The organism is Phytohabitans kaempferiae (genome assembly GCF_042433955.1).
Classification (GTDB): Bacteria; Actinomycetota; Actinomycetes; order Mycobacteriales; family Micromonosporaceae; genus Phytohabitans; species Phytohabitans kaempferiae.
This window is the reverse complement of record NZ_JBHLUH010000004.1, coordinates 580,388-605,526: the sequence shown is the minus strand read 5'-3', so window position 1 is coordinate 605,526 and position 25,139 is coordinate 580,388. Positions and strand designations below refer to the sequence as shown.

Sequence of the window (25,139 nt, the reverse complement as noted above, 5' to 3'; positions counted from 1 at the left end):
GCCGGTGATCCTCCAGGGTGGACAGTGATTCAGCCGTGCCGCTGGAGGGGCAGGCCAACGTAGTTCTCCGCCAAACTGGTGGCCGCCGCCTCCGAGGTGGCGACGTACCGGAGCTGGGCGAGTTGCAGCCGCCGCTGAAACTCGTCCGCATCCGGCGCCCGGTGCAGCATGCTCGTCATCCACCACGAGAAGTGCTCGGCCCGCCAGACCCGGCGCAGGCAGGTGTCGCTGTACGCGTCGAGCAGGTCGGTGCGCCCCTCCCGGAAGTACGCGCCCAGCGCCTCGGCCAGTACCCATACGTCGGCGATCGCCAGGTTCATGCCCTTGGCGCCGGTCGGCGGGACGATGTGGGCCGCGTCGCCGGCGAGGAAGAGGCGGTCCTGGCGCATCGGCTCGGTCACCACACTGCGCATCGTGGTGATCCCCTTCTCCAGGATCGGGCCGGTCGCGAGCGTGAAGCCGTCCGCCGCCAGTCGCCGCCCCAGCTCGTCCCAGATCCGGGCGTCCGGCCAGTCCTCGATCCGCTCGTCGGGGGCGACCTGGAGGTACAGGCGGGTGATCTCGGGCGTGCGCATGCTGTGCAGTGCGAAGCCCCGGTCGTGGTACGCGTAGATCAGCTCGCTGTGCGACGGCGGCGCCTTGGCCAGCACCCCCAGCCAGGCGAACGGGTAGTCGTGCGCGTGCACGGTCGCCTCGACCCGGCCGGCGCAGACCCCGTGCGACCCGTCACAGCCGGCGACGAAGTCGCACTCCAGCCGCTGGGGCGTGCCGTCGGCATCGGTGAACGTCACGAGTGGTGCCGCCGCGTCCACCACCACGTCGGAGACGTCGAAGAGCAGCGGCTCGCCGGCACCGACCCGGGCCGCGATGAGGTCCTTGACGACCTCCTGCTGCCCGTACACGGTGATGCTCTTGCCGGTGAGGTCGGTGAGCGCGATGCGGTGATCGGCCCCGTCGAAGCGTAGCGATATGCCGTGGTGCGGCATGCCCTCGCGGTCGAGGCGGTCGGCGACGCCCGCCTCCCGCAGCAGCTCGACGGTGGGGTGTTCGAGCACGCCAGCACGCACTCGCCGCTCGACGTGGTCGCGCCCGCGCCGCTCGATCACCACGGAGTCGACGCCGCCGAGCTTCAGGAGGTGGGCCAGCATCAGGCCGGCGGGCCCGGCGCCGACGATCGCAACCTGGGTACGCATTCCAGCATGCTGCCCTCGATCGGCCCGGCAGCGGTAGGTCCTTCCGTCGTACGGAAGCCTAGGAGACCTCGGGCCCCCGCTTGCCACACAATTACATTGCAACGTTCCTTACACAAGGGCGGCCGGAAGCGGCTCCGCGTGCACCACCGAGAGGCGCGAGACCGCCCGGGTGAGCACCACGTACAGCCGGTGCAGCCCGCGCGGCTCGGCGGCCACGATCTCGGCCGGCTCGACCACCACCACGTGGTCGAACTCAAGACCCTTCGCCAGGCTCGCCGGCACCACCGTGACCCGCGTCGTCTCGTCATCGAGGCCAGACACCTCGACCCCGGCCTCGGCGAGCGCCGCCCGCAGCCGGTCGGCCGCCGCGTCCGCCGCGATCACCGCGATCGAGCCCTCGTGGGCCAGCGCCGCGCGGACCTCGCCCACCGTCGTGGCGTCCAGGTCGGCCGCCGCACGCAGGATCAGCTCGCCGTCGTGGCGGAGCGACCGCGCCTCGGGTACGTCCACCGCCAGCGCCGGCAGCAGCCGGTTGGCGAGGGCGACGACCGCATCGGGTACGCGGAAGCCGACCGTCAGCGGCACCACCGGCGCGTCCGGCTTGCCGAGGTGGCGCAGCGACTCCCGCCAGTCGATGGCGGCCCACGGCGCGGTGCCCTGGGCGAGGTCGCCGAGGAGGGTGATCGAGCCGTGCTCGCTGCGGCGGGCGATGGCCCGGCACTGCATCGCGGAGAGGTCCTGCGCCTCGTCGACCACCACGTGGCCGAAGCCGGTGGGGCGCTCGATCAGCCCGGCCGCCTCGTCGATCAGCACCGCGTCGGCGGCGCTCCACCGGGCCGCCTTGGGCGTGCGCGCCGGCTTGGCCCACAGGAGGGCGCGCTGCTCCTCGGGTGTGAACGCGTCGCCGGCCGCGCGGGCGAGCGTGCCGGCGTCGGAGAGCAGCCCGTACACCAGCCCTTCGGGGGTCGCGGCCGGCCACACCGCGTCCAGAAACTCGGTCACCGGCTTCGCCCGCCCCATCTTCCGCAGCCACGCGTCGCCCGGCGAATCCCCGCGGCGGGCCTCGCTCTGCCGCTGGAGGAGGCTGACCACGCGGGCGCGTACCCGCTCGCGGCCGGTCTCGTAGGGCAGCCCTTCCCGGCGCGCCTCGTCGACCACGCGGCGCAGCGGCTCCTCGGCGATCCGCCAGCGGTACGAGCCGTCGGAGACCACGATCGGCGCCTCCGGCTTGCGGATGTTGCCCCACAGCGCGCGGTGCAGCACCCCGGCCATCCGCTCGTCGTGCTTGAGCGCGGCCACCTCTGGGGCGTCGGTCGCGCGTACCCGCACTCGCTCGATCAGATCCTCTAGCGTGCTCTGCGCGACCTCGACCTCGCCGAGCGCGGGCAGTACCGCCGAGATGTACGACAGGAAGGCGCGGTTGGGGCCCACGATCAGTACCCCGTTGCGGCGCAGCCGTTCGCGGTGCAGATAGAGCAGGTACGCCGCCCGGTGCAGCCCGACCGCCGTCTTGCCGGTGCCGGGCGCCCCCTGTACGCAGACCGAGTCGGCCAGGTCGGCCCGCACCAGCTCGTCCTGCTCCGGCTGGATGGTGGCCACGATGTCGCGCATCGGCCCCACGCGCGGCCGCTCGATCTCGGCGGTCAGGATGCGGCTGGCGGTGCCCAGCTCCTCGCCCCGGTCCAGGTGCTCGTCTTCGAAGCTGGTCAGCGAGCCGCCGCTGTATCCGAACCGCCGCCGCACGCGTACGTCCTGCGGGTCGCGGGCGCTGGCCCGGTAGAACGCCCGGGAGATCGGCGCCCGCCAGTCGAGCACCATCGGCTCCCCGCTCGCGTCGACGACGTGCCGCCGCCCGATGTGGTGGTCGCTGTCGGTGAAGCGCAGGCGCCCGAAGAAGAGCGGCGTGTCGGGGCTGTCGGCCAGCTCGGCCACGCGGCGGGAGAGGGTACGCCCGAGCGTCTCGGCCGCGTACGCGTCGCCGGCCACCTGGTCACCGGTGGCGAAGAGTGCTTCGGCCCGCTCGCGCATCCGCTTGAGGGCGGCCCGCGAGGCGGTGAGGTGTTGTCGTTCGGCGGAGAGTTCGGTGTCCAGATCCTGTGCGGGCACGGTCATCCTTCAGCAGTGGTCCAGAGACTGCTCGCGTATCCAAGGCGGTCGGCCTCGGCGCGTAGGGACGTCCGATGCGGTGCATTCTCACCACGGCCGTCGAGCGAGGGATAGACATTACCCTCCGCGCATGGTCACTTCCAGCAGATTTTGCCTGCCCCGCACAGGTATAGCGAACGCTATACTCGTCTCGTGGTCGCGGGCGAGTGGGATGTCTTCCTGGTCGACGAGGTCCTTGAGTGGATCGGTGGGCTGGATTCGGCGACACACGCCAGGGTCGTGCAAGCCATCGACCTCCTGGCCGACATCGGGCCGACCCTCGGGCGCCCATTGGTCGATACGATCTCCGGCTCGAAGATCGTAAATCTCAAGAGCTCCGGCCGGGCACGGTCCGGATCTTGTTTGTCTTCGACCCATGGCGATCGAGCATTCTGCTCGTGGCCGGCGACAAGGCAGGGCAGTGGAATGCCTGGTATGAGAAGGCGATTCCGCTGGCCGAGCAGAGATACGAGCTGTATCTGAAAGAACGGGCGCAACGGGAGGCGTCAGGTGAATAGCTATGTGCGTTGGGAGGAAGTCCGCGCTGAGCACGTGCGGCGAGCCGGCGGCGAGGAGGCGGTGGACGCCGGCAAGGGCGAGTTGCTGGCGCAGGTCATCGGGCATCGGCTGGGCGAGGTGCGTCGGGCCCGCGGATTGACACAGCAGCAGGTCGCCGAGCGGATGGGCATCACAAAGGGGCGAGTGTCCCAGATCGAGCAGGGGCAGATCTCCGGGCTGGACGTGGTGGCCCGCTTCGCCGCCGCGCTTGGCGGACGGCTCCACCAGGCGATCTTCTTCGAGGATGGAGACGTAGCTGCCATCGCCTGAGCGGGCGAGGCACCACCATGGGCGCGACGGCTGAGCGGACCATCGCGCGCCGCAGGTGACGCGCCCCCGCGCGGCAGCTCGCGGTGCCCCCCGCGCCTGCGGCGTGGGCCACTTCTACGCCATCCGCCTGATTCCGGGCCCGTACCGGCCGATACGGTGGGGATCATGAGGCGTCCACGAGTCGGCCACATCCAGTTCCTCAACTGCCTGCCGATCTACTGGGGCCTGATGCGCTCCGGCGCTCTCATCGACGTCGACCTCCACAAGGACTCGCCCGACCGGCTCAGCGCCGCGCTCGTCGCCGGTGATCTGGACATCGGGCCGATCTCGCTGGTGGAGTACCTGCGCAACGCCGACGACCTGCTGCTCCTGCCCGGCCTCGCGGTGGGCAGCGACGGGCCGGTGCTCTCGGTCAACGTGGTCTCCACGCGCCCGCTGCCCGACCTCGACGGCGCCAAGGTCGCGCTCGGCTCGACCTCCCGCACCGGCGTGCTGCTGGCGCAGATGCTGCTCGGCGACCGCTACGGGGCCCGCCCGGAGTACTTCAGCTGCCCGCCCGACCTGACCCAGATGCTGCTGGAGGCGGACGCCGGCGTGCTGATCGGCGACGTGGCACTGCGCGCGCTGTACGAGGCGCCGCGCCGCGGGCTCTCCGTCACCGACCTCGGCCAGGCGTGGCGGGAGTGGACCGGGCTGCCGATGGTCTTCGCCGTGTGGGCGGTACGCCGCGACTTCGCCGCCGACCATCCGGGCGTGGTCAAGGACGTGCACGAGTCGTTCCTGCACTCGCGCGACCTCTGCCTCGCCGAGCTGGACGACGTGGCGGTCAGCGCGGCCAGGTGGGAGCCGTTCGACGCGGCGACCCTGGCGTCGTACTTCCGCGTGCTCGACTTCTCGCTGGGAGAGCGGCAGGTGTCGGGGCTGCGCGAGTTTGCTGGCCGGGCCGCCGAGCGGGGCGACGTGCCCGCGCTGCCGGCCGACGGACCCGCATTCTTCTCACTCTGACCCAAGAGCCGGCGAGCGCAGACCCGAGAGCGGGCGGGCGCAGACCCGGGAGCCAGGCGCAATCTGACCGGAGAGCCAGGCGCAGCCCGAGATTGGGCGACCCGCTCAGCGCTTCAACTGCTCGGCCACGCTCTGGCAGATCTCGGCGCCGTGCGTGTAGCCGAGGCTCGCCGGATAGCGGGTCATCACGCCCATCGTCCAGCCGTCGCCGATCGCGAGGCAGTTGACGTGCCACTCGCCGAGCGCGTCGCGGGTGACCCAGCCGTTCTTGATCGCGATGTCCTTCGCCGTGGCCACCGGGAACGCCTTGCGGATCCCGAAGTCGCCGACCCCGCGCACCGCGCGCATCTCGTTGATCAGCCACTTGGTCCACGTCTTGCCGGCTGCCCGGCCGTCGGCGATGCAGGCGCCCAGCCGGGCGGTGTCGCGGGCGGAGAGGCGCGTGTTGCTCCACATGTTCTTGTAGGCGCTGCTGTCGGTCAGCTTGCACGTCTTGATGAGCCGCCCGATCGAGGCGGAGCCGCCGATCGCCTCCCAGAGCGACTGGGCCGCCTGGTTGTCGCTGTCGCGGATCATGATCGTGACCTGCTGCATGCGCGCGTCGGTCGGGGTCTGGCCCTTCTCCGCCGCCCGGCGCAGGTAGTCGGCGGCGATCCACGACTTGATCAGCGATGCGGTGGTGTTGGTCTGCGTCATGTTGGACGAGCCGTAGACCTTGCCGGTGCGCCGGTCGAGCAGCGCCCACGACCACCAGCCGGAGGCGTCGATGTTGACCTCCGCCGGCTGCACGGCCAGCGGCTTGAGCGTGGGGCTGGGCGAGGGAGTCGGCGACGGCTTCGGCTTGTCGGCGGCCGCGGATGCCGAGGGGGAGACGGTCTGCTTGCGCGAAGCGGCCTCGGCGGCGATCGGGGAGCCGGGCAGGGTGCGCAGGCCGAGACCGGCGAGCACCAGCCCCAGCAGCGCGGTGCCGCCCAGCAGCCAGAAGACCCAGCGGCCGGTCTGCCGCTTACCCGCCATCGACTACCTCCGGACCAGTTGCTCGGTGATGGAGCGGCAGATGTCGGCGCCGTAGTCGAGACCGCGATCGGTCGGGTAGCGCAGCATCACGGCGAGGACCCAGTCGTCGGCCACGGCGAGGCAGTTGACGTGCCAGTTGCCATCGGCCCAGATCGACGTCCAGCCGTTCTTGATGGCGACGCCCTGCTCGACGATCTCGTCGGGGAGGCCGTCGATGATGCCCCACCGGCCCCCGCCCGAGGTCTCGTGCTGGTCTTCCGCGGCGGTCGTGCCGCGCACGAGGGTCATCTCCTTGAGGACCCACGCGGTCCACTTCGGGCCGGCGGCGGTGCCGTTCTTCACGCACTCGCCGAGCCGCACGGCATCGCGCGGGGACATCTGCGTGTAGCTCCACCAGCCAGGGCGGGCGACGCTGGTGTCGGTCAGCCCGCACATCGAGATCATCCGCTGGACCACCTCGTCGCCGCCGCCCGCGAGGTAGAGCGCCTGGGCCGCGTCGTCGTCGCTGTCGCGGATCGCGGTGCTCGCCTGGGCCAGCCGCTCGGCCGTGGGCTCAGGGGTGCGCCGTAGGTAGTCGGCGACGAGCCAGACCTTGACCATCGACTCGGTGGAGCTTGTCGCCGTCATGTTGTCGGAGCCGGCGATCTCGCCGGTGGCTCGGTCGAGCAGCGCCCACGCTGCGAAGCCGTCCACGGAGACCTTGACCGGTCCGGCGGAGAGGGTGGCCACGGATGTCTCCGGCGACGAAGCGAGGGATGGCGATGGCGACCTCGACGGTAGCGGAGAAGGCACAGCGCCGCCCGCGCCGGCGCCGCTGGCTGCCGGCGTCAAGGGCTCGTCACCAATCCGCGCCGAGATGGCGGGGACGGCGAACAGGGCTCCGCCGCCGACCATCAGCGCGGCGATCGCGAGCACCATCGCGCGAGGACGCATGAAGGGCTTCCATGGTGTTCAGTGCCGAGGGGTGTGCGCCCGGGGGGCGACCGTGTGGAGTCTACGGGTCCAACGTCGACTCGCGAGGGGCTCAAAGCTGGGCATTCCCTCGGAGTGCACCGTATTTGAGTGCTTATAGTCCAATAGATGTGGGTATTACCGATGCGTCCGTGACGCTGCTCACTCCACTGTGGATACTTAAGGTAATCGTACGACTACTTTCCGCGCTGACCTATTACACATGCTGGCCAAGCAATCGTTGAGCTGTAACACTGGGGAGGTGTACGGCAACGACATCCCGGACCTCTTGGGCGAGGTTGAGGCGGCCGAGGTCGCACTCCGCGAGGCGGCCGCTCGTGACACCGGGGCGGCTCACGGCGATGCGGCCTACTTCGACGCGGTGATCCAGGCGGACCAGAAGGTGGAGCCGCGCGACTGGATGCCGGATTCATACCGTAAAACGCTGATCAGGCAGATCGCCCAGCACGCCCACTCCGAGATCATCGGCATGCAGCCGGAGGGCAACTGGATAAGTCGCGCGCCGACGCTCAAGCGCAAGGCGATCCTGCTCGCCAAGGTGCAGGACGAGGCGGGGCACGGCCTCTACCTCTACGCCGCGGCCGAGACGCTCGGCGTCAGCCGCGACGAGCTGGTCGACCTGCTGCTGGCCGGCCGGCAGAAGTACAGCTCGATATTCAACTACCCCACGCTCACCTGGGCCGACGTCGGTGCGATCGGCTGGCTCGTCGACGGCGCCGCGATCGTCAACCAGGTGCCGCTGTGCCGCTGCTCGTACGGGCCGTACGCGCGGGCGATGATCCGCATCTGCAAGGAGGAGTCTTTCCACCAGCGGCAGGGCTTCGAGATCCTGCACACGCTGTCGCACGGCACCGAGGCGCAGCGGGCGATGGCACAGGACGCGATCGATCGGTGGTGGTATCCCTCGCTGGCGATGTTCGGCCCGCCGGACGCCGACTCGACCCACTCCGAGCAGTCGATGGCCTGGAAGATCAAGCGCTTCTCCAACGACGAGCTGCGCCAGCGCTTCGTGGACATGTGCGTGCAGCAGGCCGGCGTGCTGGGCTTGACGCTGCCCGACCCCGACCTGCGGTGGAACGAGGAGCGCCAGGCGCACGACTACACGCAGCCCGACTACGACGAGCTGATGCGCGTCATCAAGGGCGACGGCCCGTGCAACCGCCAGCGGATGGCCCACCGCCGCAGGGCCCACGACGAGGGCACCTGGGTCCGCGAGGCCGCCGCGGCGTACGCCAAGAAGCGAGCCGCCGATGTCTGACGGCAACTGGCCGCTCTGGGAGGTCTTCATCCGGCCCCGCCGCGGGCTGTCGCACGGGCACGTGGGCAGCCTGCACGCGCCGGACGCGGCGATGGCGCTGCGCAACGCGCGCGACCTCTACACACGCCGGCAGGAGGGCGTGTCGATCTGGGTCGTGCCGGCCGCCGAGATCACCGCGTCGAGCCCGGACGAGAAGGACGCCTTCTTCGACCCGGCCGCCGACAAGGTCTACCGCCATCCGACCTTCTACGACGTCCCCGAGGGGACCCAGTACCTATGAACGTGGACCGCCTGCTCGAACTCGGCGACGACGCGCTGATCGCCGCGCAGCGGCTCGCCGAGTGGCACGCCAGCTCGCCGGAGATGGAGGAGGACGTCGCCCTCGCCAACATCGCGCTCGACCAGCTGGGGGCGGCGCGGCTGCTGCTCACGTACGCCGGCGAGGTCGAGGGGCGGGGGCGTGACGAGGACGCGCTCGCCTTCCTCCGCGACGACCGGGAGTTTCGCAACTGCCTGCTGGTCGAGCTGCCCAACGGCGACTTCGCGGTCACGATGGCGAAGCTGCTCTTCCTCTCGGCGTACCAGTTGCCGCTCTACACGAGGTTGGCGAGCCACGAAGACCAGCGGCTGGCGGCGATCGCGGGCAAGGCGCGCAAGGAGTCCGCGTACCACCTCGACCACAGTGCACAGTGGACGATCAGGCTCGGCGACGGCACCGAGGAGTCGCACCGGCGGATGCAGGACGCGGTCGACGAGCTGTGGCCGTACACGCACGAGCTGACCGCCGGCGAGGTGAGTCGCGCCGAGTGGCTCTCCACTGTGGAGCCCGTGCTCGCCGAGGCGACGCTGACGCGGCCGGCCGACGGCTGGGCGCCGGGCGGCGGTCGCGCGGGCGTGCACACCGAGCACCTGTCGTACCTGCTGGCCGAGATGCAGGTGCTGCACCGGGCGCATCCGGGGGCGAGATGGTGAGCGCGCGCCAGGCCGCGGCGGCCGTGGTCGACCCCGAGCTGCGGGTCGTCACGATCGAGGAGCTGGGCATCCTCCGCGACGTCAGCGTCGACGAGGGCACCGGGCACGTGACCGTGACGATCACACCGACGTACACCGGCTGCCCCGCGATGGACGTGATCCGCGACGACATCCGCACCGCGCTGGCGGCGGTGGGCCATCCGGACGCGGAGGTGCGCACCGTCTTCGGTCCACCGTGGACGACCGACTGGATCAGCGAGTCGGGTCGCGCGAAGCTGACCGCCGCGCACATCGCCCCGCCCCACCGCACCGGGCCGGTCGCGCTCACGCTGAGCGTGCGCTGTCCCCGCTGCGGCTCGCCGGAGACCGAGCAGCTGAGCCGTTTCGGTTCCACCGCGTGCAAGGCGCTGTGGCGGTGCCGGGCGTGTGCCGAGCCGTTCGACCACATGAAGGCGCTATGACAGTCGTGCTCAAGAAGCCGGTGCGGCGCCGGCCGGTCTTCCATCCGCTGCGCGTGCGGGCCGTCGACCGGCTGACCGACGACGCGGTCGCGGTGACCTTCGCGGTGCCGCCGGAGCTGCGCGAGACGTTCGACTTCCGGGCCGGGCAGCACCTGACCGTGCGGCTCGCCGCCGAGGCCGAGGACGTGCGCCGGTCGTACTCGATCTGCTCCACCCCCGCCGACCTCGCCGCACACGGGCGGCTGCGGATCGGGGTCAAGGAGATCCCCGGCGGCGCGTTCTCCGCCTTCGCGGCCCGCTCGCTGCGGGCCGGCGACACGGTCGACGTCATGCCTCCGCTGGGGCACTTCACCACGGCGTTCGCGCCGGACCGGGTCCGCCACTACGGTGCGGTGGTCGCGGGGTCCGGCATCACGCCGGTACTCGCGCTGGTCGCGACCGCCCTGGCCGTCGAGCCAGCCAGCCGGTTCACGATCGTGTACGGCAACCGGTACGCGCGCAGCGTCATGTTCGCCGAGGATCTGGCCGACCTCAAGGACACCTATCCGGAGCGGCTGCACGTGGTGCACGTGCTCTCCCGGGAGCCGCGTGAGGCGCGCCTGCTCTCCGGCCGGGTCGACGGGGCACGCCTCGCCGAGCTGCTCGACACGATCGTGCCCGGCGACCGGATCGACGAGTGGTTCCTCTGCGGGCCGTACGGCATGGTCAACGACGCGCGGGCCGTGCTCGCCGAGCGAGGCGTGCCGGACCGGGCCGTACACACGGAGCTTTTCCATGTGGACGAGGCGCCGGAGCCGCCGCGGCGGCCGGAGCCCGACGGCCGGGGCGGCACCGAGGTGACGATCCTGCTGGACGGGCGGGCGTCGAGCTTCACGATGGGCGCCGGCGAGCGCGTGCTCGACGCGGCGTTGAAGGCGCGGCCGGAGCTGCCGTTCGCCTGCAAGGGCGGGGTCTGCTCGACCTGCCGGGCGAAGGTGGTCGAGGGCGCGGTGACGATGGCCCGCAACTTCGCGCTGGAGCCCGACGAGCTGGCCGCCGGATACGTGCTGACCTGCCAGTCCAGCCCGGAGACCGAGCGGCTCGTGGTCGACTACGACGCCTGAGGCTCGGCCTTCGGTTTCTCGGGCGGTGGCTCTGGACCTGACTCGGCCGTGGTCTCCGACTCGGGGCGTATCCGCCCGAAGGTCAGGCCGTAGAGAGCGAGCGCGGCGCCCAGCGAGGCGAGTGGCAGGGCGGGCATCGCGTATCTCGCCTCGTACATGCCGATCGCGACCGTGAGCAGGGTCAGACCCACTCCGGTGGAGAGCAGCAGGACCGTGTCGAGCCGGATGCGGCCGGGCACGATCGGGCCGGGCAGGCGCTGCCGGAAGACCCGTACGCCCGAGATGAGCGCCCCGATCGTGAGCAGCAGGCTGAGCGAGAGCGTGGTGGGGATGAGCCGCACGTACTTGCCGTACCAGTTCAGCGCCTTGGTCACCGGGGTTGCCTCGGGTCCGGTTTGCGGGTCGGCCGCCCACCGTTTGAAGTCGCCCCGGGCCTGGGCCGGCGGGCAGCGGTGCGGCACGGTGAGCTCGTCGCGGAACTGCTCCGGCGGTGCCCACCGCTGGCGAAGGCAGTCGTTGTCGGGGCCGAGGCGGAAGCCGGGGATGAAGTGCGCCAGGCTCTCCTTGCTGATCGAGCGGATGTAGTCGCCTGGCTGCTGGCGGATCACGGAGACCGCGAATTCGGTGTAGAGCTTGGCGCCCTCCGGCGTGTACGCCAGGTAGCGCCGCTTCGGCGGGCTGGTCCAGAAGTACGCGTCGGCCCGGTCGAAGCTGTCGGTGGGGCAGAGGTAGCGCTGCTCCGGTGTGAGGTCGAGGGTCGCACAGTCGGCGATCATCGCGGCCCGGCCGTAGAGGGCGATGCCGGACTGCGAGCCGTAGACGCTCTGGCGGTCGCCGATCCAGTTCATGACCAGCAGGTACGGGGTGAGGAACGTGACCGCGTACGCCACGAACGACCGCCAGCCGACCCACCGGATGAGCAGCAGCAGCCCGACCAGGATCACCACGGGCAGCGCGGTCGGCTTGGTGAACCACGCGCAGGCCAGCAGGAAGCCGGTGGCGCCGCTGGCGATCCAGCCGGGCTTCCTGTTCCACAGCGCGACGATGATCGCCAGGCTGAGGCAGAACGTGAGGATCAGGTCGGGCAGCAGGTAGTGCTCGACCGTGAGGAAGAGCGAGTCGAAGAGCACCGGCACGACGGCCAGGCAGGAGAGCCACCTGGGGGCGCCGCGGTGCTGGAGGAACGCGTACATCGCGACGGCCAGCACGAGCGCGCCGAAGTGCTGGAGCAGGATCAGCGACATGAACGTGCCGGTGGGCTCGAGGATCTTCAGCGCCACCACGTAGCCAAGTGCTCGCGTGGGGCTGGCGATGAGGTCCTTCTGCTCCGACATCTGGATGTACACGCCGCTGTCGCCGAAGTACCAGAACGCCGGCTTGTACGAAACCATGAAGAGCGCCCGGATGACGCCGCCGAGTGTGACTAGTGTGATCAGGGCGCTGTGGCGCTTGAGGAGCCTGCCGAGCTGCTTCAGACGCCGGCGGCGGGGCGGGCCGGCGGGTTCTGGCCCCACCTCCACGTCATTGTCGAGGGTGGCGGTCACGATCGCCTCGCTTCCGGTGGCGGTCAGCCGTCAGACTAGGAGCCAATTGCCCGGGCTTGAGGCGATTTGGGCAAGCGCGCGCGAGGCCATCGCACAGTTGACACAATGAGCCTGCGGTGCGGCGACCTTCACAGAACGCGGCGTCAGCATAACGGTGGTCTCACCTTCCCGTAGTCTCGGCTTTGTGAACGCGAGCGCCGAGATCGATGACATCTTGCAGCGGGGGGCCGGCGGCGGGCGAATCACGCCGGAAGAGGCGCTGCTGCTCTATACCGACGCGCCGTTTCACGCGCTGGGCGAGGCCGCCGACGCGGTGCGCCGCCGGCGCTATCCCGACGGGATCGTGACCTACCTCATCGACCGCAACATCAACTACACCAACGTCTGCGTGACCGCGTGCAAGTTCTGTGCGTTCTACCGCGCCCCCAAGCACGCCGAGGGCTGGACGCATCCGATGGAGGAGATCCTGCGGCGGTGCGGCGAGGCGGTCGCGCTCGGCGCCACGCAGGTCATGCTCCAGGGCGGCCACCACCCCGACTACGGCGTGGAGTACTACGAGGAGCTCTTCTCCTCGGTCAAGGCGGCCTACCCGCAGCTCGCCATCCACTCGATCGGCCCGAGCGAGATCCTGCACATGGCCAAGGTCTCGGGCGTCTCGATCGAAGACGCGATCGTGCGGATCAAGGCGGCTGGGCTCGACTCGATCGCCGGCGCCGGCGCGGAGATGCTGCCCGAGCGCCCGCGCAAGGCGATCGCGCCGCTGAAGGAGTCCGGCGCGCGCTGGCTTGAGGTCATGGAGGCGGCACACCGGCTCGGCGTCCAGTCGACCGCGACGATGATGATGGGCACCGGCGAGACCAATGCCGAGCGGATCGAGCACATGGCGATGATCCGTGACGTGCAGGACCGCACCGGCGGGTTCCGGGCGTTCATCCCGTGGACGTACCAGCCAGAAAACAACCACCTCAAAGGGCGCACGCAGGCCACGACGGTGGAATACCTGCGGCTGATCGCGGTCGCCCGGATCTTCTTCCACAACGTGGCGCACCTTCAGGCGTCCTGGCTCACCACCGGCAAGGAGGCGGGCCAGCTCTCGCTGCACATGGGCGTCGACGACCTCGGCTCGATCATGCTCGAGGAAAACGTGATCTCCTCGGCGGGCGCCCGGCACCGGTCCAACCTGCACGAGCTGATCTGGATGATCCGGTCGGCGGGGCGCGTGCCGGCGCAGCGCGACACGCTCTACCGCCACCTCGCCGTGCACCGCACGCCGGCCGACGACCCGGTGGACGACCGCGTGGTCTCCCACTTCTCCTCGATCGCGCTCCCGGGCGGCGGTGCCGGCAGCCGCATCGAGCTGCCGTTGGTGGAGACCACGTAATCCGAACGGTCGGGACTTGCCGAGCGGTTCGTTGGATCTTTATGGGACTTGGACGAGCCAGTGGCCGGATAATTCGCCATCAATGCGGACAAACCGGTACCGAGGTCACGTTCAGGTCTCCCTCCGGTAACGAACCAGGACTCGCGTGAGATCGCGAACGCCGGTTAGCGTCCTCGCGTCTGGCACCGTCCCGGTGGGCCCCCGGATGGTGTTTGTGCGTCTCGACCGTGCGCCGGTCGTTTACATAGAGCAAGACCGCCGTGGGCGAGGTGGGAGACCGCCCCGCCCACGGCGTTTTCCGGTATCCGATGATGGGACCGTGACCCGCGCAGACCTGGACAAGCAGCCGCACGAGATCGCCGCGATGTTCGACGGCGTCGCCCAGCGGTACGACCTGACCAACACGGTCCTCTCCTTCGGCCGCGACCGGGGCTGGCGCAAGGCGACCCGGGCCGCGCTCGACCTGGCGCCCGGGCAGCGCGTGCTCGACGTCGGTGCCGGCACCGGGGTCTCCACGCAGCAGCTGGCCGCCTCCGGGGCGTACGCGGTGGGGCTGGACCTCTCGATCGGCATGCTCCAGGCCGGGCGGCGGGTACGGCCGGGCGTGCCGCTGCTCGCCGGTGACGCGCTGCGGCTGCCCTTTCCGGACGCCGCCTTCGACGCGGTGACCATCTCGTTCGCCCTGCGCAACGTGGTCGAGCCGGCCGCCGCCCTGCGCGAGCTGGCCCGGGTCACGCGGCCGGGCGGGCGGCTGGTGGTGTGTGAGTTCAGCCACCCCACGCTTGAGCCGTTCCGGCAGGTCTACATGTCCTATCTGATGCGTTCGCTGCCGGCCGTCGCCCGCCGCGTCTCCAGCAACCCCGACGCGTACGTCTACCTCGCCGAGTCGATCCGCGCGTGGCCCGACCAGGCGGGGCTGGCGACCATGATCGGCGAGTCCGGCTGGGGCGGCGTGGGGTGGCGAAACCTGACCGGCGGCATCGTCGCGCTGCACCGAGCGACGCGCGGTTAGATAGCCGCAAATCGGGCATACCTGGCGTTATGCTGCGCGAATGGCGGGGGAGTACGACGCGATCGCGGACATGGTCGCGCAGATGCGGCGGCTGGCCGAGGAGCACCCGGAGGCCGCGCAGCGCTTGGCGGCCGACCTGACGGCCGCGCTCGGGCGTGCAGGGATGCACTTCGATGGCGAGAAGGTGACGGAACTGGATCCGGCGGCGGCCGATCCGACCGGCGAGGGCCCCGTGGCCAGCGAAATCGCGGCTGTCCATGAACGTTAGGGTTGCCTAACCAAGTGGGCCCCGTGGCCCGGTTCTAGACTCCATTCGGAAACGCTTGTGAAGCATTTCACGAGCGCACCGGATCGGAGGTGGCACCGTGACCGACGAAGCCGACGTCATTGTCGTGGGCGCCGGTCCGGGTGGTTCCACAACGGCGTACCACCTGGCCCAGCACGGGCTGCGCGTGCTGCTGCTGGAAAAGACCGAGTTCCCCCGGGAGAAGGTCTGCGGCGACGGGCTCACCCCGCGCGCCGTCAAGCAGCTCGTGAAGCTCGGTATCGACACCAGCCCGGAGGCGGGCTGGCTGCGTAACAAGGGCCTGCGGGTCATCGGCGGCGGCGTGCGTCTGGAGCTCGACTGGCCGGATCTGGCGAGCTTCCCCGACTACGGGCTTGTGCGCACCCGGCTCGACTTCGACGACATGCTCGCCAAGCAGGCGGTCAAGGCCGGTGCGGTGCTGCAGACCAAGGCCAACGTGACCGGTCCGGTGCTCGACGGCACCGGCCGGGCGGTGGGCGTGGTCGCCGAGGTCAACGGCGAGGAGAAGACGTTCCACGCGCCGCTGACGATCGCCGCCGACGGTGTCTCCGGCCGGTTCCCGCTCGCGATGGGGCTGGCCAAGCGGGAAGACCGGCCGATCGGCGTGGCCGTCCGCCGCTACTACCGCTCCCCGCTGCGGCACGACGACGACTACCTCGAGTCCTGGCTGGAGCTGCGCAGCCGGGAGGCGGCCGACAAGCTGCTGCCGGGCTACGGCTGGATTTTCGGGATGGGCGACGGCCGGGTTAACGTGGGTCTGGGCGTGCTCAACTCCTCGGCCGCGTTCGGCAAGACCAACTACCGGCGGCTGTTGACCGACTGGCTCGGCAGCACTCCGCCGGATTGGGGCATGGCCGACGAGGCCAACGCCGACGGCCCCATCCTCGGGGCCGCGCTGCCGATGGGCTTCAACCGGGTGCCGCACTACACCCGGGGGGTGCTCCTCGTCGGTGACTCCGGCGGCATGGTCAACCCCTTCAACGGCGAAGGGATCGCTTACGCGATGGAGTCGGGCGAGCTGGCCGCGGAGATCGCGGTGCAGGCGCTCTCCCGACCGGCCGGGCCGGCCCGCGAGCGGGCGCTCGCTGGCTATCCGGCCGAGCTCAGGGCGCGCTACGGCGGCTACTACCGGCTTGGCAACATCTTCGTGAAGCTGATCGGCAACCCGCAGATCATGAAGATCGCGACCCGGCACGGCATGCCGCACCCGACGCTGATGCGGTTCGTGCTCAAGCTGTTGGCCAACCTGACCGATCCGCGCGGTGGCGACGCGATGGACCGGGTCATCAACGCCATGACCAGGGTGGCCCCCGCGGTGTGAGCCCACACGCGGGTGAATAGTGTGAATCGATCGAAGTAGCCGCAGGCAGGGAAGGACGAGCAGGGGAAAGAGGATGTCGCTCTCGCCGTACGTACCCATCATCGGGGTCTTCGCCCTCGCCGCGGCGTTCGCGGTCTTCTCTGTCGCGATCGCGCCGATCCTCGGCCCTCGTCGCTACAACAAGGCCAAGCTCGCCGCGTACGAGTGCGGTATCGAGCCGTCGCCGGAGCCGGTTGGCGGCGGGCGGATCCCGATCAAGTTCTACCTGACCGCGATGCTCTTCATCGTGTTCGACATCGAGATCATCTTCCTGTACCCGTGGGCCGTGTCCTTCGACATGCTCGGCATCTTCGGGTTCGTGGAGATGCTGCTCTTCATTGGGTCGGTCTTCATCGCGTACGCCTACGTCTGGCGGCGCGGAGGGCTGGACTGGGACTGAGGTCTGACGCGCCATGGGAATCGAAGAGAAGCTGCCGAGCGGCATCCTGTTGACCAGCGTCGAAAAGCTGGTCAACTGGACCCGCAAGACCTCGACGTGGGGCGCCACCTTCGGGCTGGCGTGCTGCGCGATCGAGATGATGGCCGCCGGTGCGCCGCACTACGACCTGGGTCGCTGGGGTATGGAGGTCTTCCGTGCCTCGCCCCGCCAGGCCGACCTGATGATCGTCGCCGGCCGGGTGAGCCAGAAGATGGCCCCGGTGCTGCGCCAGATCTACGACCAGATGGCCGAGCCCCGCTGGGTTCTGTCGATGGGCGTCTGCGCGAGCAGCGGCGGCATGTTCAACAACTACGCGATCGTGCAGGGCGTCGATCACGTCGTGCCGGTCGACATGTACCTGCCGGGCTGCCCGCCGCGGCCGGAGATGCTGATCGACGCGATCCTCAAGCTCCGCGAGAAGATCATGCACGAGCCGCTCGGCGCCAACGGCCGCAAGATGCTTGAGGCCCGCAAGGCCCGCGGCGACGTGCCGGTCGTGCCACCCGGTTCGATGCCCTCGTCGTACCACTCCGACAAGGCCAAGCGCGCCGAGTGGACGCAGGCCGTGCGCGAGGGACGCGAGGAGCAGCTCCGCATCGAGAAGTGGATGCAGGAGCAGAGGCACCTCCAGGGTGGAGGCCGCTGGTGAGCGCGAGGACGAGCGTTCCGGGTCGGCGGCGCCTTGTAGCCGACGTGTGGCTTCCCGCGGGCATCGCCGCCGAGCCGGAATGCGAGCTTGAGCTTCGACGGCCCGCAGCGAATCGCGGAGGCCAGCAGGCGAGCCCCGCAGTCGCGAACGGAAGGTGGGCCTGGTGAGCGCGAGGAGTGAGCTTCGACGGCCCGCAGCGAATCGCGGAGGCCAGCAGGCGAGCCCCGCAGTCGCGAACGGAAGGTGGGCCTGGTGAGCGTGGAACCCAACAAGCCGAGCGAGGAGCCGGGCGGCGGCGTGCCCGTGCAGGCCACACCGGTCGGCGCCACCGCCGGGGCGCCCGCGGAGTACCCGCCGGCGAGCCCGGCCGGGCGCGGCATGTTCGGCATCCACGGCTCGGGCGACACGTCCGGCTTCGGTGGGCTGGTGCGCCGCCGCCTCCAGCCGGCCGGTTCGCCCCGGCCGTACGGCGAGTACTTCGACGACGTGTACGACGCGCTCACCGAGGCGTTCCCCGGCATCGAAGACGCGATCGAGAAGGTCGTGGTCGACCGCGGCGAGCTGACGCTGCACATCAAGGCGGAGCGGATCGCCGAGGTCTGCCAGGTGATGCGCGACGACGAGGCGCTGCGCTTCGAGCTCTGCTCCTCGGTGTCCGGTGTGGACTACTTGGGCGCTGACGAGCGTCGCCTGCACGTGGTCTACCACCTGACCTCGATGACCTACCGGCGTCAGGTGCGCCTGGAGGTCGCGGTGACCGCCGAGCAGCCGCGAGTGCCGAGCGTCACGCAGGTCTACCCCACTGCCGACTGGCAGGAGCGGGAGACGTACGACTTCTTCGGCGTCATCTTCGAGGGCCACCCCAGCCTCACCCGGATCCTCATGCCGGACGACTGGGAGGGCTACCCGCAGCGCAAGGACTACCCGCTCGGCGGGGTGCCCGTGGAGTACAAGGGCGCCGAGATACCGCCGCCGGACAAGCGGAGGAGCTACCAATGACCGCCACGCCTGGATACGCGACCGAGCGCGAGACCACCGAGGGCAAGGTCTTCAACGTCACCGGCGGCGACTGGGACACCGTCGTCGGCGGCACCGACCCGATCCAGGACGAGCGGATCGTGGTCAACATGGGTCCGCAGCACCCGTCGACGCACGGCGTGCTCCGGCTGGTCCTGGACCTCGAGGGCGAGACCGTCCGCGAGGTGCGGGTCGTCGTCGGCTACCTGCACACCGGCATCGAGAAGAACCTCGAGTACCGCAACTGGGTGCAGGGCGCGACGTTCGTGACCCGGATGGACTACCTGTCGCCGATCTTCAACGAGACGGCGTACGCGCTGGCGGTGGAGAAGCTCCTCGGCATCGAGGACCAGATCACCGAGCGGGCCACCACGATCCGGGTGCTCATGATGGAGCTCAACCGGATCTCCTCGCACCTGGTCTGGCTCGCCACCACGGGCATGGAGCTCGGCGCGATCTCGATGATGCTCTACGGCTTCCGCGAGCGGGAGTACATCCTGGAGATCTTCGAGATGGTCAGCGGGCTGCGCATGAACATGGCGTACGTCCGGCCGGGCGGCGTCGCGCAGGATGTCCCCGACGAGGCGATCGTCAAGATCCGCGAGTTCCTTGAGCTGATGCCGAAGAAGCTCAAGGAGTACGAGGCGCTCCTCTCCGGCCAGCCGATCTGGCAGCAGCGCACCAAGGACGTCGCGGTGCTCGACGTGACCGGCTGCCTGGCGCTCGGGGTGACCGGCCCGGTGCTCCGCTCCGCCGGCCTGGCCTGGGACCTGCGCAAGACGAGGCCGTACTGTGGCTACGAGACGTACGAGTTCGACGTGCCGACCACGCCGACCGGCGACGTGTGGGGCCGCTACCTGGTCCGCATGGCCGAGATGCGCGAGTCGCTGAAGATCATCGAGCAGGCGCTCGACCGGCTCCGGCCCGGCCCGATCATGGTGGCCGACAAGAAGATCGCCTGGCCCGCGCAGCTCGCCATCGGCGTCGACGGCATGGGCAACTCGCTGGAGCACGTCGCCAAGATCATGGGTCAGTCGATGGAGTCGCTGATCCACCACTTCAAGCTGGTCACCGAGGGTTTCCGGGTCCCGCCCGGCCAGGTGTACGTGGGCATCGAGTCGCCCCGGGGCGAGCTCGGTGTGCACGCGGTCTCCGACGGCGGCACGCGGCCCTACCGGGTGCACTACCGCGAGCCCAGCTTCATCAACCTCCAGGCGATCCCGGCGATGGCCGAGGGCGGTCTGATCGCCGACGTGATCGCCGGAGGCGCTTCTCTCGACCCGGTGATGGGTGGGTGTGACCGCTAGTGGGATTCAGTGACGCGACGCGCGACAAGGCGCTCGAGATCATCGCGCGCTACCCGGCCGACCGGTCGCGGTCGGCGCTGCTGCCGCTGCTGCACCTCGTGCAGTCCGAGGAGGGCCACGTCTCCCCGGCCGGCGTGGAGTTCTGCGCCGAGATGCTGGGCATCACCAAGGCCCAGGTCGGGGCGGTGGCCACGTTCTACACGATGTACAAGCGCCGCCCCTCCGGCGACTGGCTGGTCAGCGTCTGCACCAACACCATGTGCAACGTGCTCGGTGGCCAGGCGATCTACGACCGGCTGAGCGAGCACCTGGGCGTCGGGCACGACGAGACGACCAGCGACGGCAAGATCACGTTCGAGCACGCCGAGTGCCTTGCCGCGTGCGACTACGGCCCGGTGATGACGGTCAACTACGAGTTCTTCGACCGCGTCGACCCAGACACCGCTGTGCACCTGGTGGAGCAGCTCCAGGCCGGGCAGCGCCCGCAGCCCACCCGCGGCGCGCGGCTCTGCACGCTCAAGGAGATGTCGATCCAGCTCGCCGGCTTCGCCGAGCCGCGCGAGGAGGCGATGGCCGACGGCCCCGCCGGCGATCCCACTCTGCGTGGGGTTCGGCTGGCCCAGGAGTACGGCGTCAGCGTCACCGGCTTCGACCCGGACACGCCGATCAAGTCGTCCCGGGGCGATGGCGCACCGGCGGCCGAGGCAGCCGGCGTGGCGGCGAACAAGCCGGCGAGCGACCTCAAGCCCGCAGGCGACACGCCGAAGCCGCAGGAGAAGCAGCTCAAGGAGGCACGGTGAGCGCGAGGAGTGAGCTTCGACGGCTTGGCGCCGCGTGCGGGCGTCCGCTCGCGAGCCCCGCAGTCGCGAACGAAAGGCAAGCACGGTGAGCGCGAGGAGTGAGCTTCGACGGCTTGGCGCCGCGTGCGGGCGTCCGCTCGCGAGCCCCGCAGTCGCGAACGAAAGGCAAGCACTGTGAGTGCGAGGAGTGAGCTTCGACGGCTTGGCGCCGCGTGCGGGCGTCCGCTCGCGAGCCCCGCAGTCGCGAACGAAGGGCAGGCACTGTGAGCACCCCTCGCCGGGAGACGCTGGAAAAGCTGACCCCGGTCCTCACCAAGCGCTGGCTGTCGCCGGAGGCCTGGCGGATCGGCGTCTACGAGCAGCTCGACGGATACGCGGCGCTGCGCAAGGCGCTCACCGCGCACCCCGACGACCTGATCCAGCTCATCAAGGACTCCGGCCTGCGCGGCCGGGGTGGCGCCGGCTTCCCCACCGGCCTGAAGTGGGGCTTCATCCCGCAGAACGACGGCAAGCCGCACTACCTGGTCGTCAACGCCGACGAGGGCGAGCCGGGCACCTGCAAGGACCTGCCGCTGATGACGCACGACCCGCACTCGCTGGTCGAGGGCGTGATCATCGCGTCGTACGCGATCCGGGCCAACCGCGCGTTCATCTACATCCGCGGTGAGGCGGTGCACGCCGCGCGGCGGCTGCGCAACGCGGTGCGGGAGGCGTACGCGGCCGGCTACCTCGGCAGCAACATCCTCGGCTCCGGCCACGACCTCGACCTTGTCGTCCACAGTGGAGCGGGCGCATACATCTGCGGCGAGGAGACGGCGCTGCTGGACTCGCTGGAGGGCTTCCGCGGCCAGCCCCGGCTGCGCCCGCCCTTCCCGGCGACCCACGGCCTCTACGCCAGCCCGACGGTGGTCAACAACGTCGGGACGATCGCGAGCGTGCCGTACATCGTGCTCGGCGGCGCCGACTGGTGGAAGAGCATGGGCACGGAGAAGTCAGCCGGCCCGATGATCTACTCGCTCTCCGGCCGGATCGCCAACCCTGGCCAGTACGAGTGCTCGCTCGGCATCACGCTGCGCGAGCTGATCGAGCTGGCCGGCGGCATGCAGCCCGGCCACGAGCTGCGCTTCTGGACGCCGGGCGGCTCGTCCACTCCGCTCCTCACCGCCGAGCACATCGACGTGCCGCTCGACTTCGAGGGCGTGGCAGCCGCCGGCTCGATCCTCGGCACCACGGCCACGCAGATCTTCTCCGACCAGGACTGCCCGGTCTACGCCACGTACAAGTGGATGGAGTTCTACCACCACGAGTCGTGCGGCAAGTGCACCCCGTGCCGTGAGGGCAATTACTGGATGGTGGGCATCTACCGCCGGATCCTCTCCGGCGCCGGTACCCACCAGGATCTGGACACTCTGCTGGACACCTGCGACAACATCCTCGGCCGCTCGTTCTGCGGCCTTGGCGACGGCGCGACCAGCCCGGTGACCTCCTCGGTGAAGTACTTCAAGCAGGACTACCTGGACTACATCGAGGGCCGGAAGGCGCCGAGGCTCTCTGGCAAGCAGCTGGTTGGGGCGCACTGATGCGAGCGCGAGGAGTGAGCTTCGACGGCTTGGGCCGCGCCGCGGACGCCTGCGTGCGAGCCCCGCAGTCGCGAGCGAAAGGTGAGCACATGCGAGCGCGAGGAGTGAGCTTCGACGGCTTGGGCCGCGCCGCGGACGCCTGCGTGCGAGCCCCGCAGTCGCGAGCGAAAGGTAAGCAATGACCGACGTGGCCAAGAAGGCGGACACGGTAAAGCTCACCATCGACGGCGTCGAGGTGACCGCGCCCAAGGGTGCGCTGCTGATCCGGGTCGCCGAGCAGATGGGCATCGAGATCCCGCGGTTCTGCGACCATCCGCTGCTCGCGCCCGCGGGCGCCTGCCGGCAGTGCCTGGTCGAGGTCGAGGGGCAGCGCAAACCGGTCGCCTCCTGCACGCAGACCGTCGCCGACGGCATGGTGGTCCAGACCCAGCTCACCTCCCCGGTGGCCAAGAAGGCGCAGGCCGGGATCATGGAGCTGCTTCTGATCAACCACCCGCTCGACTGCCCGATGTGCGACAAGGGCGGCGAGTGCCCGCTGCAAAACCAGGCGATGTCCACCGGCCGCTCCGACTCCCGCTTCCACGAGCACAAGCGCGAGTACCCCAAGCCGATCAACATCTCCACGCAGGTGCTCCTCGACCGCGAGCGGTGCGTGCTCTGCCAGCGCTGCACCCGCTTCTCGGAGGAGATCGCCGGCGACAAGTTCATCGACCTGATGGACCGCTCCTCCGGCGAGCAGATCAACGTGTACCGGGACGAGTTCTTCGGTGGCGAGGCCGACGAGGAGGGTGAGGGCGACGCGCCGTTCAACTCCTACTTCTCCGGCAACACCGTGCAGATCTGCCCGGTCGGCGCGCTGACCGGCGCCCAGTACCGGTTCCGCGCCCGCCCGTTCGACCTGGTCTCCTCGCCCAGCGTCTGCGAGCACTGCTCGGCCGGCTGCGCGCAGCGCACCGACCACCGGCGGGGCAAAGTGATGCGCCGGCTGGCCGGTGACGACACGCAGGTCAACGAGGAGTGGAACTGCGACAAGGGCCGGTGGGGCTTCCAGTACGCCACCGCCTTCGACCGGATCACCAACCCGATGATCCGCGACGCGAAGACCGGCGAGCTGCGTGAGGCGGCCTGGTCCGAGGCGCTGTCGGTGGCGGCGGAGGGGCTGCGCAAGGCCCGCGACGGCGCGCACGGCATCGGTGTACTGACCGGTGGGCGGCTCACCGTCGAAGACGCGTACGCGTACGCGAAGTTCGCCCGCGTGGCGCTCCGCACCAACGACATCGACTTCCGGGCCCGCCCGCTCTCCACGGAGGAGGCCGACTTCCTCGCGTCCACGGTGGTCGGCAGCACGGACGTGACCTACGCCGACGTCGAGAAGGCGCCGGTCGTGGTCATCGCCGCGCTGGAGCCGGAGGAGGAGTGCCCGATCCTCTTCCTGCGGCTGCGCAAGGCCGCCGCGAAGAACCGCACTCGCGTGCTGGCGCTCGCGCCGTACGCGACCCGCGGCTTCGAGAAGGTCGGCGCGTCGGTCGCCCTCGTCGCTCCCGGCGAAGAGGCCCAGGCGCTGGCCGAAGACGAGTCGATCGAGAAGGCGCTGCGGGCCGAGGGCGCGGTGCTGATCGTCGGCGAGCGGCTCGCGACCGTCCCTGGTGGACTGTCGGCGGCCGCCGCGCTCGCCGCGCGTACCGGTGCCAAGCTGGCCTGGGTCCCGCGCCGCGCGGGCGACCGGGGCGCGGTCGACGCGGGCTGCCTGCCCAACCTGCTGCCCGGCGGGCGGCTGGTCACCGACGCGGCGGCGCGTGCCGAACTGGCCGGCGCCTGGGAGCTCGAGGCCGGGGTCATCCCCAGCCAGGTCGGCAAGGACACCAACGCGATCATCGTGGCTGCGGCCGGCGGCCGGATGGGCGCGCTGATCGTGGCCGGCGTCGACCCGTCCGACCTGGCCGACCCGCGGCTGGCCGAGCAGGCGCTCGACGAGGTGCCGTTCCTGATCAGCCTGGAGGTCCGGCGGAGCGCGGTGAGCCGCCGCGCCGACGTGGTCTTCCCGGTCGCGCCCGTGGTCGAGAAGGCCGGCAGCTTCGTCGACTGGGAGGGGCGCCTGCGCACCTTCGAGGCGGTGCTCTCCACCCCGGCGATGAACGACGCGCGCGTGCTCGACGCGCTGGCCGCCCAGCTCGGCGTGGCGCTCGGCACCGGCCAGGTCAACCTGGTCCGCCGCGAGCTGGGCTCGTTGCCGGCGACCCGGTCGGAGCGGCCGGACGCGCCGGTCACCGCGCCCCAGCCGCAGCCGACGCTCGGCGCCGGCGAGGCTGTGCTCGCGACCTGGCACCACCTGCTCGACCTGGGCAGCCTGACCGACGGCGACGAGCACCTGGGCGGCACCGCCCGCCCGCCGGTGGTCCGGCTCGCCAAGGGCCCGGCGGAGGCGCTGGGAGTCGCCGACGGTGACCCGGTCACGGTCGGCACTGACCGCGGCGCGATCACGCTGCCCGTGGCGATCACCGACATGCCGGACGGCGTGGTCTGGCTGCCGACGAACTCACCCGGTTCGACCGTCCGGCGGGCGCTCGGCGTCACGGCTGGCGCGGTGGTGCGGCTCTCGAAGAGGCAAGCACTGTGAGCGCAGTCGCGAACGAAAGGCAAGCACTGTGAGCGCGAGGAGTGAGCTTCGACGGCTTGGCGCCGCGTGCGGGCGTCCGCCTGCGAGCCCCGCAGTCGCGAACGAAAGGCAAGCACTGTGAGCGCGAGGAGTGAGCTTCGACGGCTTGGCGCCGCGCGCGGGCGTCCGCCTG

The 25,139-nt window shown here is 70.4% G+C and carries 23 protein-coding genes and 1 pseudogene; 19 read left to right on the top strand and 5 right to left on the bottom strand.

What is annotated here, in order from left to right; all coding sequences use genetic code 11:
- Window positions 1-29: 29 nt before the first annotated feature.
- Window positions 30-1,193 (bottom strand): 4-hydroxybenzoate 3-monooxygenase, encoded by a 1,164-nt coding sequence (locus ACFFIA_RS04005; RefSeq protein WP_377245371.1) that lies wholly within the window; start codon window positions 1,191-1,193, stop codon window positions 30-32.
- 108 nt (window positions 1,194-1,301) lie between these two features.
- Complete coding sequence (locus ACFFIA_RS04000) at window positions 1,302-3,305, bottom strand: HelD family protein (protein WP_377245368.1); 2,004 nt, start codon at window positions 3,303-3,305, stop codon at window positions 1,302-1,304.
- Window positions 3,306-3,491: 186 nt separating this feature from the next.
- On the opposite strand from ACFFIA_RS04000, the pseudogene ACFFIA_RS03995 reads away from it, so the two are divergent.
- The 3 genes and pseudogenes from ACFFIA_RS03995 (at window position 3,492) to ACFFIA_RS03985 (ending at window position 5,171) form a co-directional block, all read left to right on the top strand.
- Window positions 3,492-3,856 (top strand): annotated as a pseudogene (locus ACFFIA_RS03995) (type II toxin-antitoxin system RelE/ParE family toxin).
- Window positions 3,849-4,166 (top strand): helix-turn-helix domain-containing protein, encoded by a 318-nt coding sequence (locus ACFFIA_RS03990; RefSeq protein WP_377245365.1) that lies wholly within the window; start codon window positions 3,849-3,851, stop codon window positions 4,164-4,166. The pseudogene ACFFIA_RS03995 and the gene ACFFIA_RS03990 overlap by 8 nt, the downstream one beginning before the upstream one ends.
- 165 nt (window positions 4,167-4,331) lie before the next feature.
- On the top strand, window positions 4,332-5,171 hold the full coding sequence (locus ACFFIA_RS03985) for a menaquinone biosynthetic enzyme MqnA/MqnD family protein (RefSeq protein ID WP_377245362.1): 840 nt from the start codon (window positions 4,332-4,334) through the stop codon (window positions 5,169-5,171).
- A gap of 105 nt (window positions 5,172-5,276) precedes the next feature.
- On the opposite strand, the gene ACFFIA_RS03980 is transcribed toward ACFFIA_RS03985, so the two are convergent.
- The gene (locus ACFFIA_RS03980; RefSeq protein ID WP_377245359.1) at window positions 5,277-6,188 is read right to left on the bottom strand and encodes a serine hydrolase; all 912 of its coding nucleotides are present in this window, start codon (window positions 6,186-6,188) and stop codon (window positions 5,277-5,279) included.
- A gap of 3 nt (window positions 6,189-6,191) precedes the next feature.
- Complete coding sequence (locus ACFFIA_RS03975; protein ID WP_377245356.1) at window positions 6,192-7,121, bottom strand: serine hydrolase; 930 nt, start codon at window positions 7,119-7,121, stop codon at window positions 6,192-6,194.
- Window positions 7,122-7,401: 280 nt separating this feature from the next.
- Between ACFFIA_RS03975 and paaA the strand changes: the two genes are divergently transcribed.
- The 5 genes from paaA to paaE are packed head-to-tail and all read left to right on the top strand — an operon-like array spanning window position 7,402 to window position 10,954.
- Window positions 7,402-8,418, top strand: coding sequence for a 1,2-phenylacetyl-CoA epoxidase subunit PaaA (gene paaA, locus ACFFIA_RS03970; protein ID WP_377245353.1), 1,017 nt, complete (start codon window positions 7,402-7,404; stop codon window positions 8,416-8,418).
- A complete protein-coding gene (gene paaB, locus ACFFIA_RS03965; RefSeq protein ID WP_377245349.1) occupies window positions 8,411-8,698 on the top strand; it encodes a 1,2-phenylacetyl-CoA epoxidase subunit PaaB in 288 nt (95 codons plus the stop codon). The genes paaA and paaB overlap by 8 nt, the downstream gene beginning before the upstream one ends.
- The gene (gene paaC, locus ACFFIA_RS03960) at window positions 8,695-9,390 is read left to right on the top strand and encodes a 1,2-phenylacetyl-CoA epoxidase subunit PaaC (RefSeq protein WP_377245346.1); all 696 of its coding nucleotides are present in this window, start codon (window positions 8,695-8,697) and stop codon (window positions 9,388-9,390) included. Before paaB ends, paaC begins: the two co-directional genes overlap by 4 nt.
- Window positions 9,384-9,851: a 1,2-phenylacetyl-CoA epoxidase subunit PaaD gene (paaD, locus tag ACFFIA_RS03955; protein WP_377245343.1), complete on the top strand. Its 468-nt coding sequence runs from the start codon at window positions 9,384-9,386 to the stop codon at window positions 9,849-9,851. Before paaC ends, paaD begins: the two co-directional genes overlap by 7 nt.
- Window positions 9,848-10,954 (top strand): 1,2-phenylacetyl-CoA epoxidase subunit PaaE, encoded by a 1,107-nt coding sequence (gene paaE, locus ACFFIA_RS03950; RefSeq protein WP_377245340.1) that lies wholly within the window; start codon window positions 9,848-9,850, stop codon window positions 10,952-10,954. The genes paaD and paaE overlap by 4 nt, the downstream gene beginning before the upstream one ends.
- Here the strand turns inward: paaE and ACFFIA_RS03945 are convergent.
- Window positions 10,942-12,498, bottom strand: a complete 1,557-nt coding sequence (locus ACFFIA_RS03945; protein ID WP_377245337.1) for a phospholipid carrier-dependent glycosyltransferase — start codon at window positions 12,496-12,498, stop codon at window positions 10,942-10,944. The two genes, paaE and ACFFIA_RS03945, sit on opposite strands and share 13 nt — an antisense overlap.
- 184 nt (window positions 12,499-12,682) lie before the next feature.
- On the opposite strand from ACFFIA_RS03945, the gene mqnC reads away from it, so the two are divergent.
- The 11 genes from mqnC (at window position 12,683) to ACFFIA_RS03890 (ending at window position 24,967) form a co-directional block, all read left to right on the top strand.
- Window positions 12,683-13,879: a cyclic dehypoxanthinyl futalosine synthase gene (gene mqnC, locus ACFFIA_RS03940; RefSeq protein ID WP_377245334.1), complete on the top strand. Its 1,197-nt coding sequence runs from the start codon at window positions 12,683-12,685 to the stop codon at window positions 13,877-13,879.
- A 319-nt stretch (window positions 13,880-14,198) separates the two neighbouring features.
- A complete protein-coding gene (locus ACFFIA_RS03935) occupies window positions 14,199-14,891 on the top strand; it encodes a demethylmenaquinone methyltransferase (protein ID WP_377245331.1) in 693 nt (230 codons plus the stop codon).
- Between the two features lie 40 nt (window positions 14,892-14,931).
- Complete coding sequence (locus ACFFIA_RS03930) at window positions 14,932-15,159, top strand: hypothetical protein (protein ID WP_377245328.1); 228 nt, start codon at window positions 14,932-14,934, stop codon at window positions 15,157-15,159.
- Window positions 15,160-15,256: 97 nt separating this feature from the next.
- Window positions 15,257-16,519, top strand: coding sequence for a geranylgeranyl reductase family protein (locus ACFFIA_RS03925; protein ID WP_377245325.1), 1,263 nt, complete (start codon window positions 15,257-15,259; stop codon window positions 16,517-16,519).
- 73 nt (window positions 16,520-16,592) lie between these two features.
- Window positions 16,593-16,958: an NADH-quinone oxidoreductase subunit A gene (locus ACFFIA_RS03920; RefSeq protein ID WP_377245322.1), complete on the top strand. Its 366-nt coding sequence runs from the start codon at window positions 16,593-16,595 to the stop codon at window positions 16,956-16,958.
- Between the two features lie 13 nt (window positions 16,959-16,971).
- A complete protein-coding gene (locus tag ACFFIA_RS03915) occupies window positions 16,972-17,646 on the top strand; it encodes a NuoB/complex I 20 kDa subunit family protein (protein WP_377245319.1) in 675 nt (224 codons plus the stop codon).
- A 258-nt stretch (window positions 17,647-17,904) separates the two neighbouring features.
- The gene (locus ACFFIA_RS03910; RefSeq protein ID WP_377245732.1) at window positions 17,905-18,645 is read left to right on the top strand and encodes an NADH-quinone oxidoreductase subunit C; all 741 of its coding nucleotides are present in this window, start codon (window positions 17,905-17,907) and stop codon (window positions 18,643-18,645) included.
- On the top strand, window positions 18,642-19,970 hold the full coding sequence (locus ACFFIA_RS03905; RefSeq protein WP_377245316.1) for an NADH-quinone oxidoreductase subunit D: 1,329 nt from the start codon (window positions 18,642-18,644) through the stop codon (window positions 19,968-19,970). The genes ACFFIA_RS03910 and ACFFIA_RS03905 overlap by 4 nt, the downstream gene beginning before the upstream one ends.
- The gene (gene nuoE / locus ACFFIA_RS03900; protein ID WP_377245313.1) at window positions 19,970-20,770 is read left to right on the top strand and encodes an NADH-quinone oxidoreductase subunit NuoE; all 801 of its coding nucleotides are present in this window, start codon (window positions 19,970-19,972) and stop codon (window positions 20,768-20,770) included. Before ACFFIA_RS03905 ends, nuoE begins: the two co-directional genes overlap by 1 nt.
- A 263-nt stretch (window positions 20,771-21,033) precedes the next feature.
- Window positions 21,034-22,350: an NADH-quinone oxidoreductase subunit NuoF gene (gene nuoF / locus ACFFIA_RS03895; RefSeq protein WP_377245310.1), complete on the top strand. Its 1,317-nt coding sequence runs from the start codon at window positions 21,034-21,036 to the stop codon at window positions 22,348-22,350.
- Window positions 22,351-22,528: 178 nt separating this feature from the next.
- Window positions 22,529-24,967 carry an NADH-quinone oxidoreductase subunit G gene (locus ACFFIA_RS03890; protein WP_377245307.1) on the top strand — a complete coding sequence of 813 codons (2,439 nt, stop codon included), beginning with the start codon at window positions 22,529-22,531 and terminating at the stop codon, window positions 24,965-24,967.
- Window positions 24,968-25,139 lie beyond the last annotated feature (172 nt).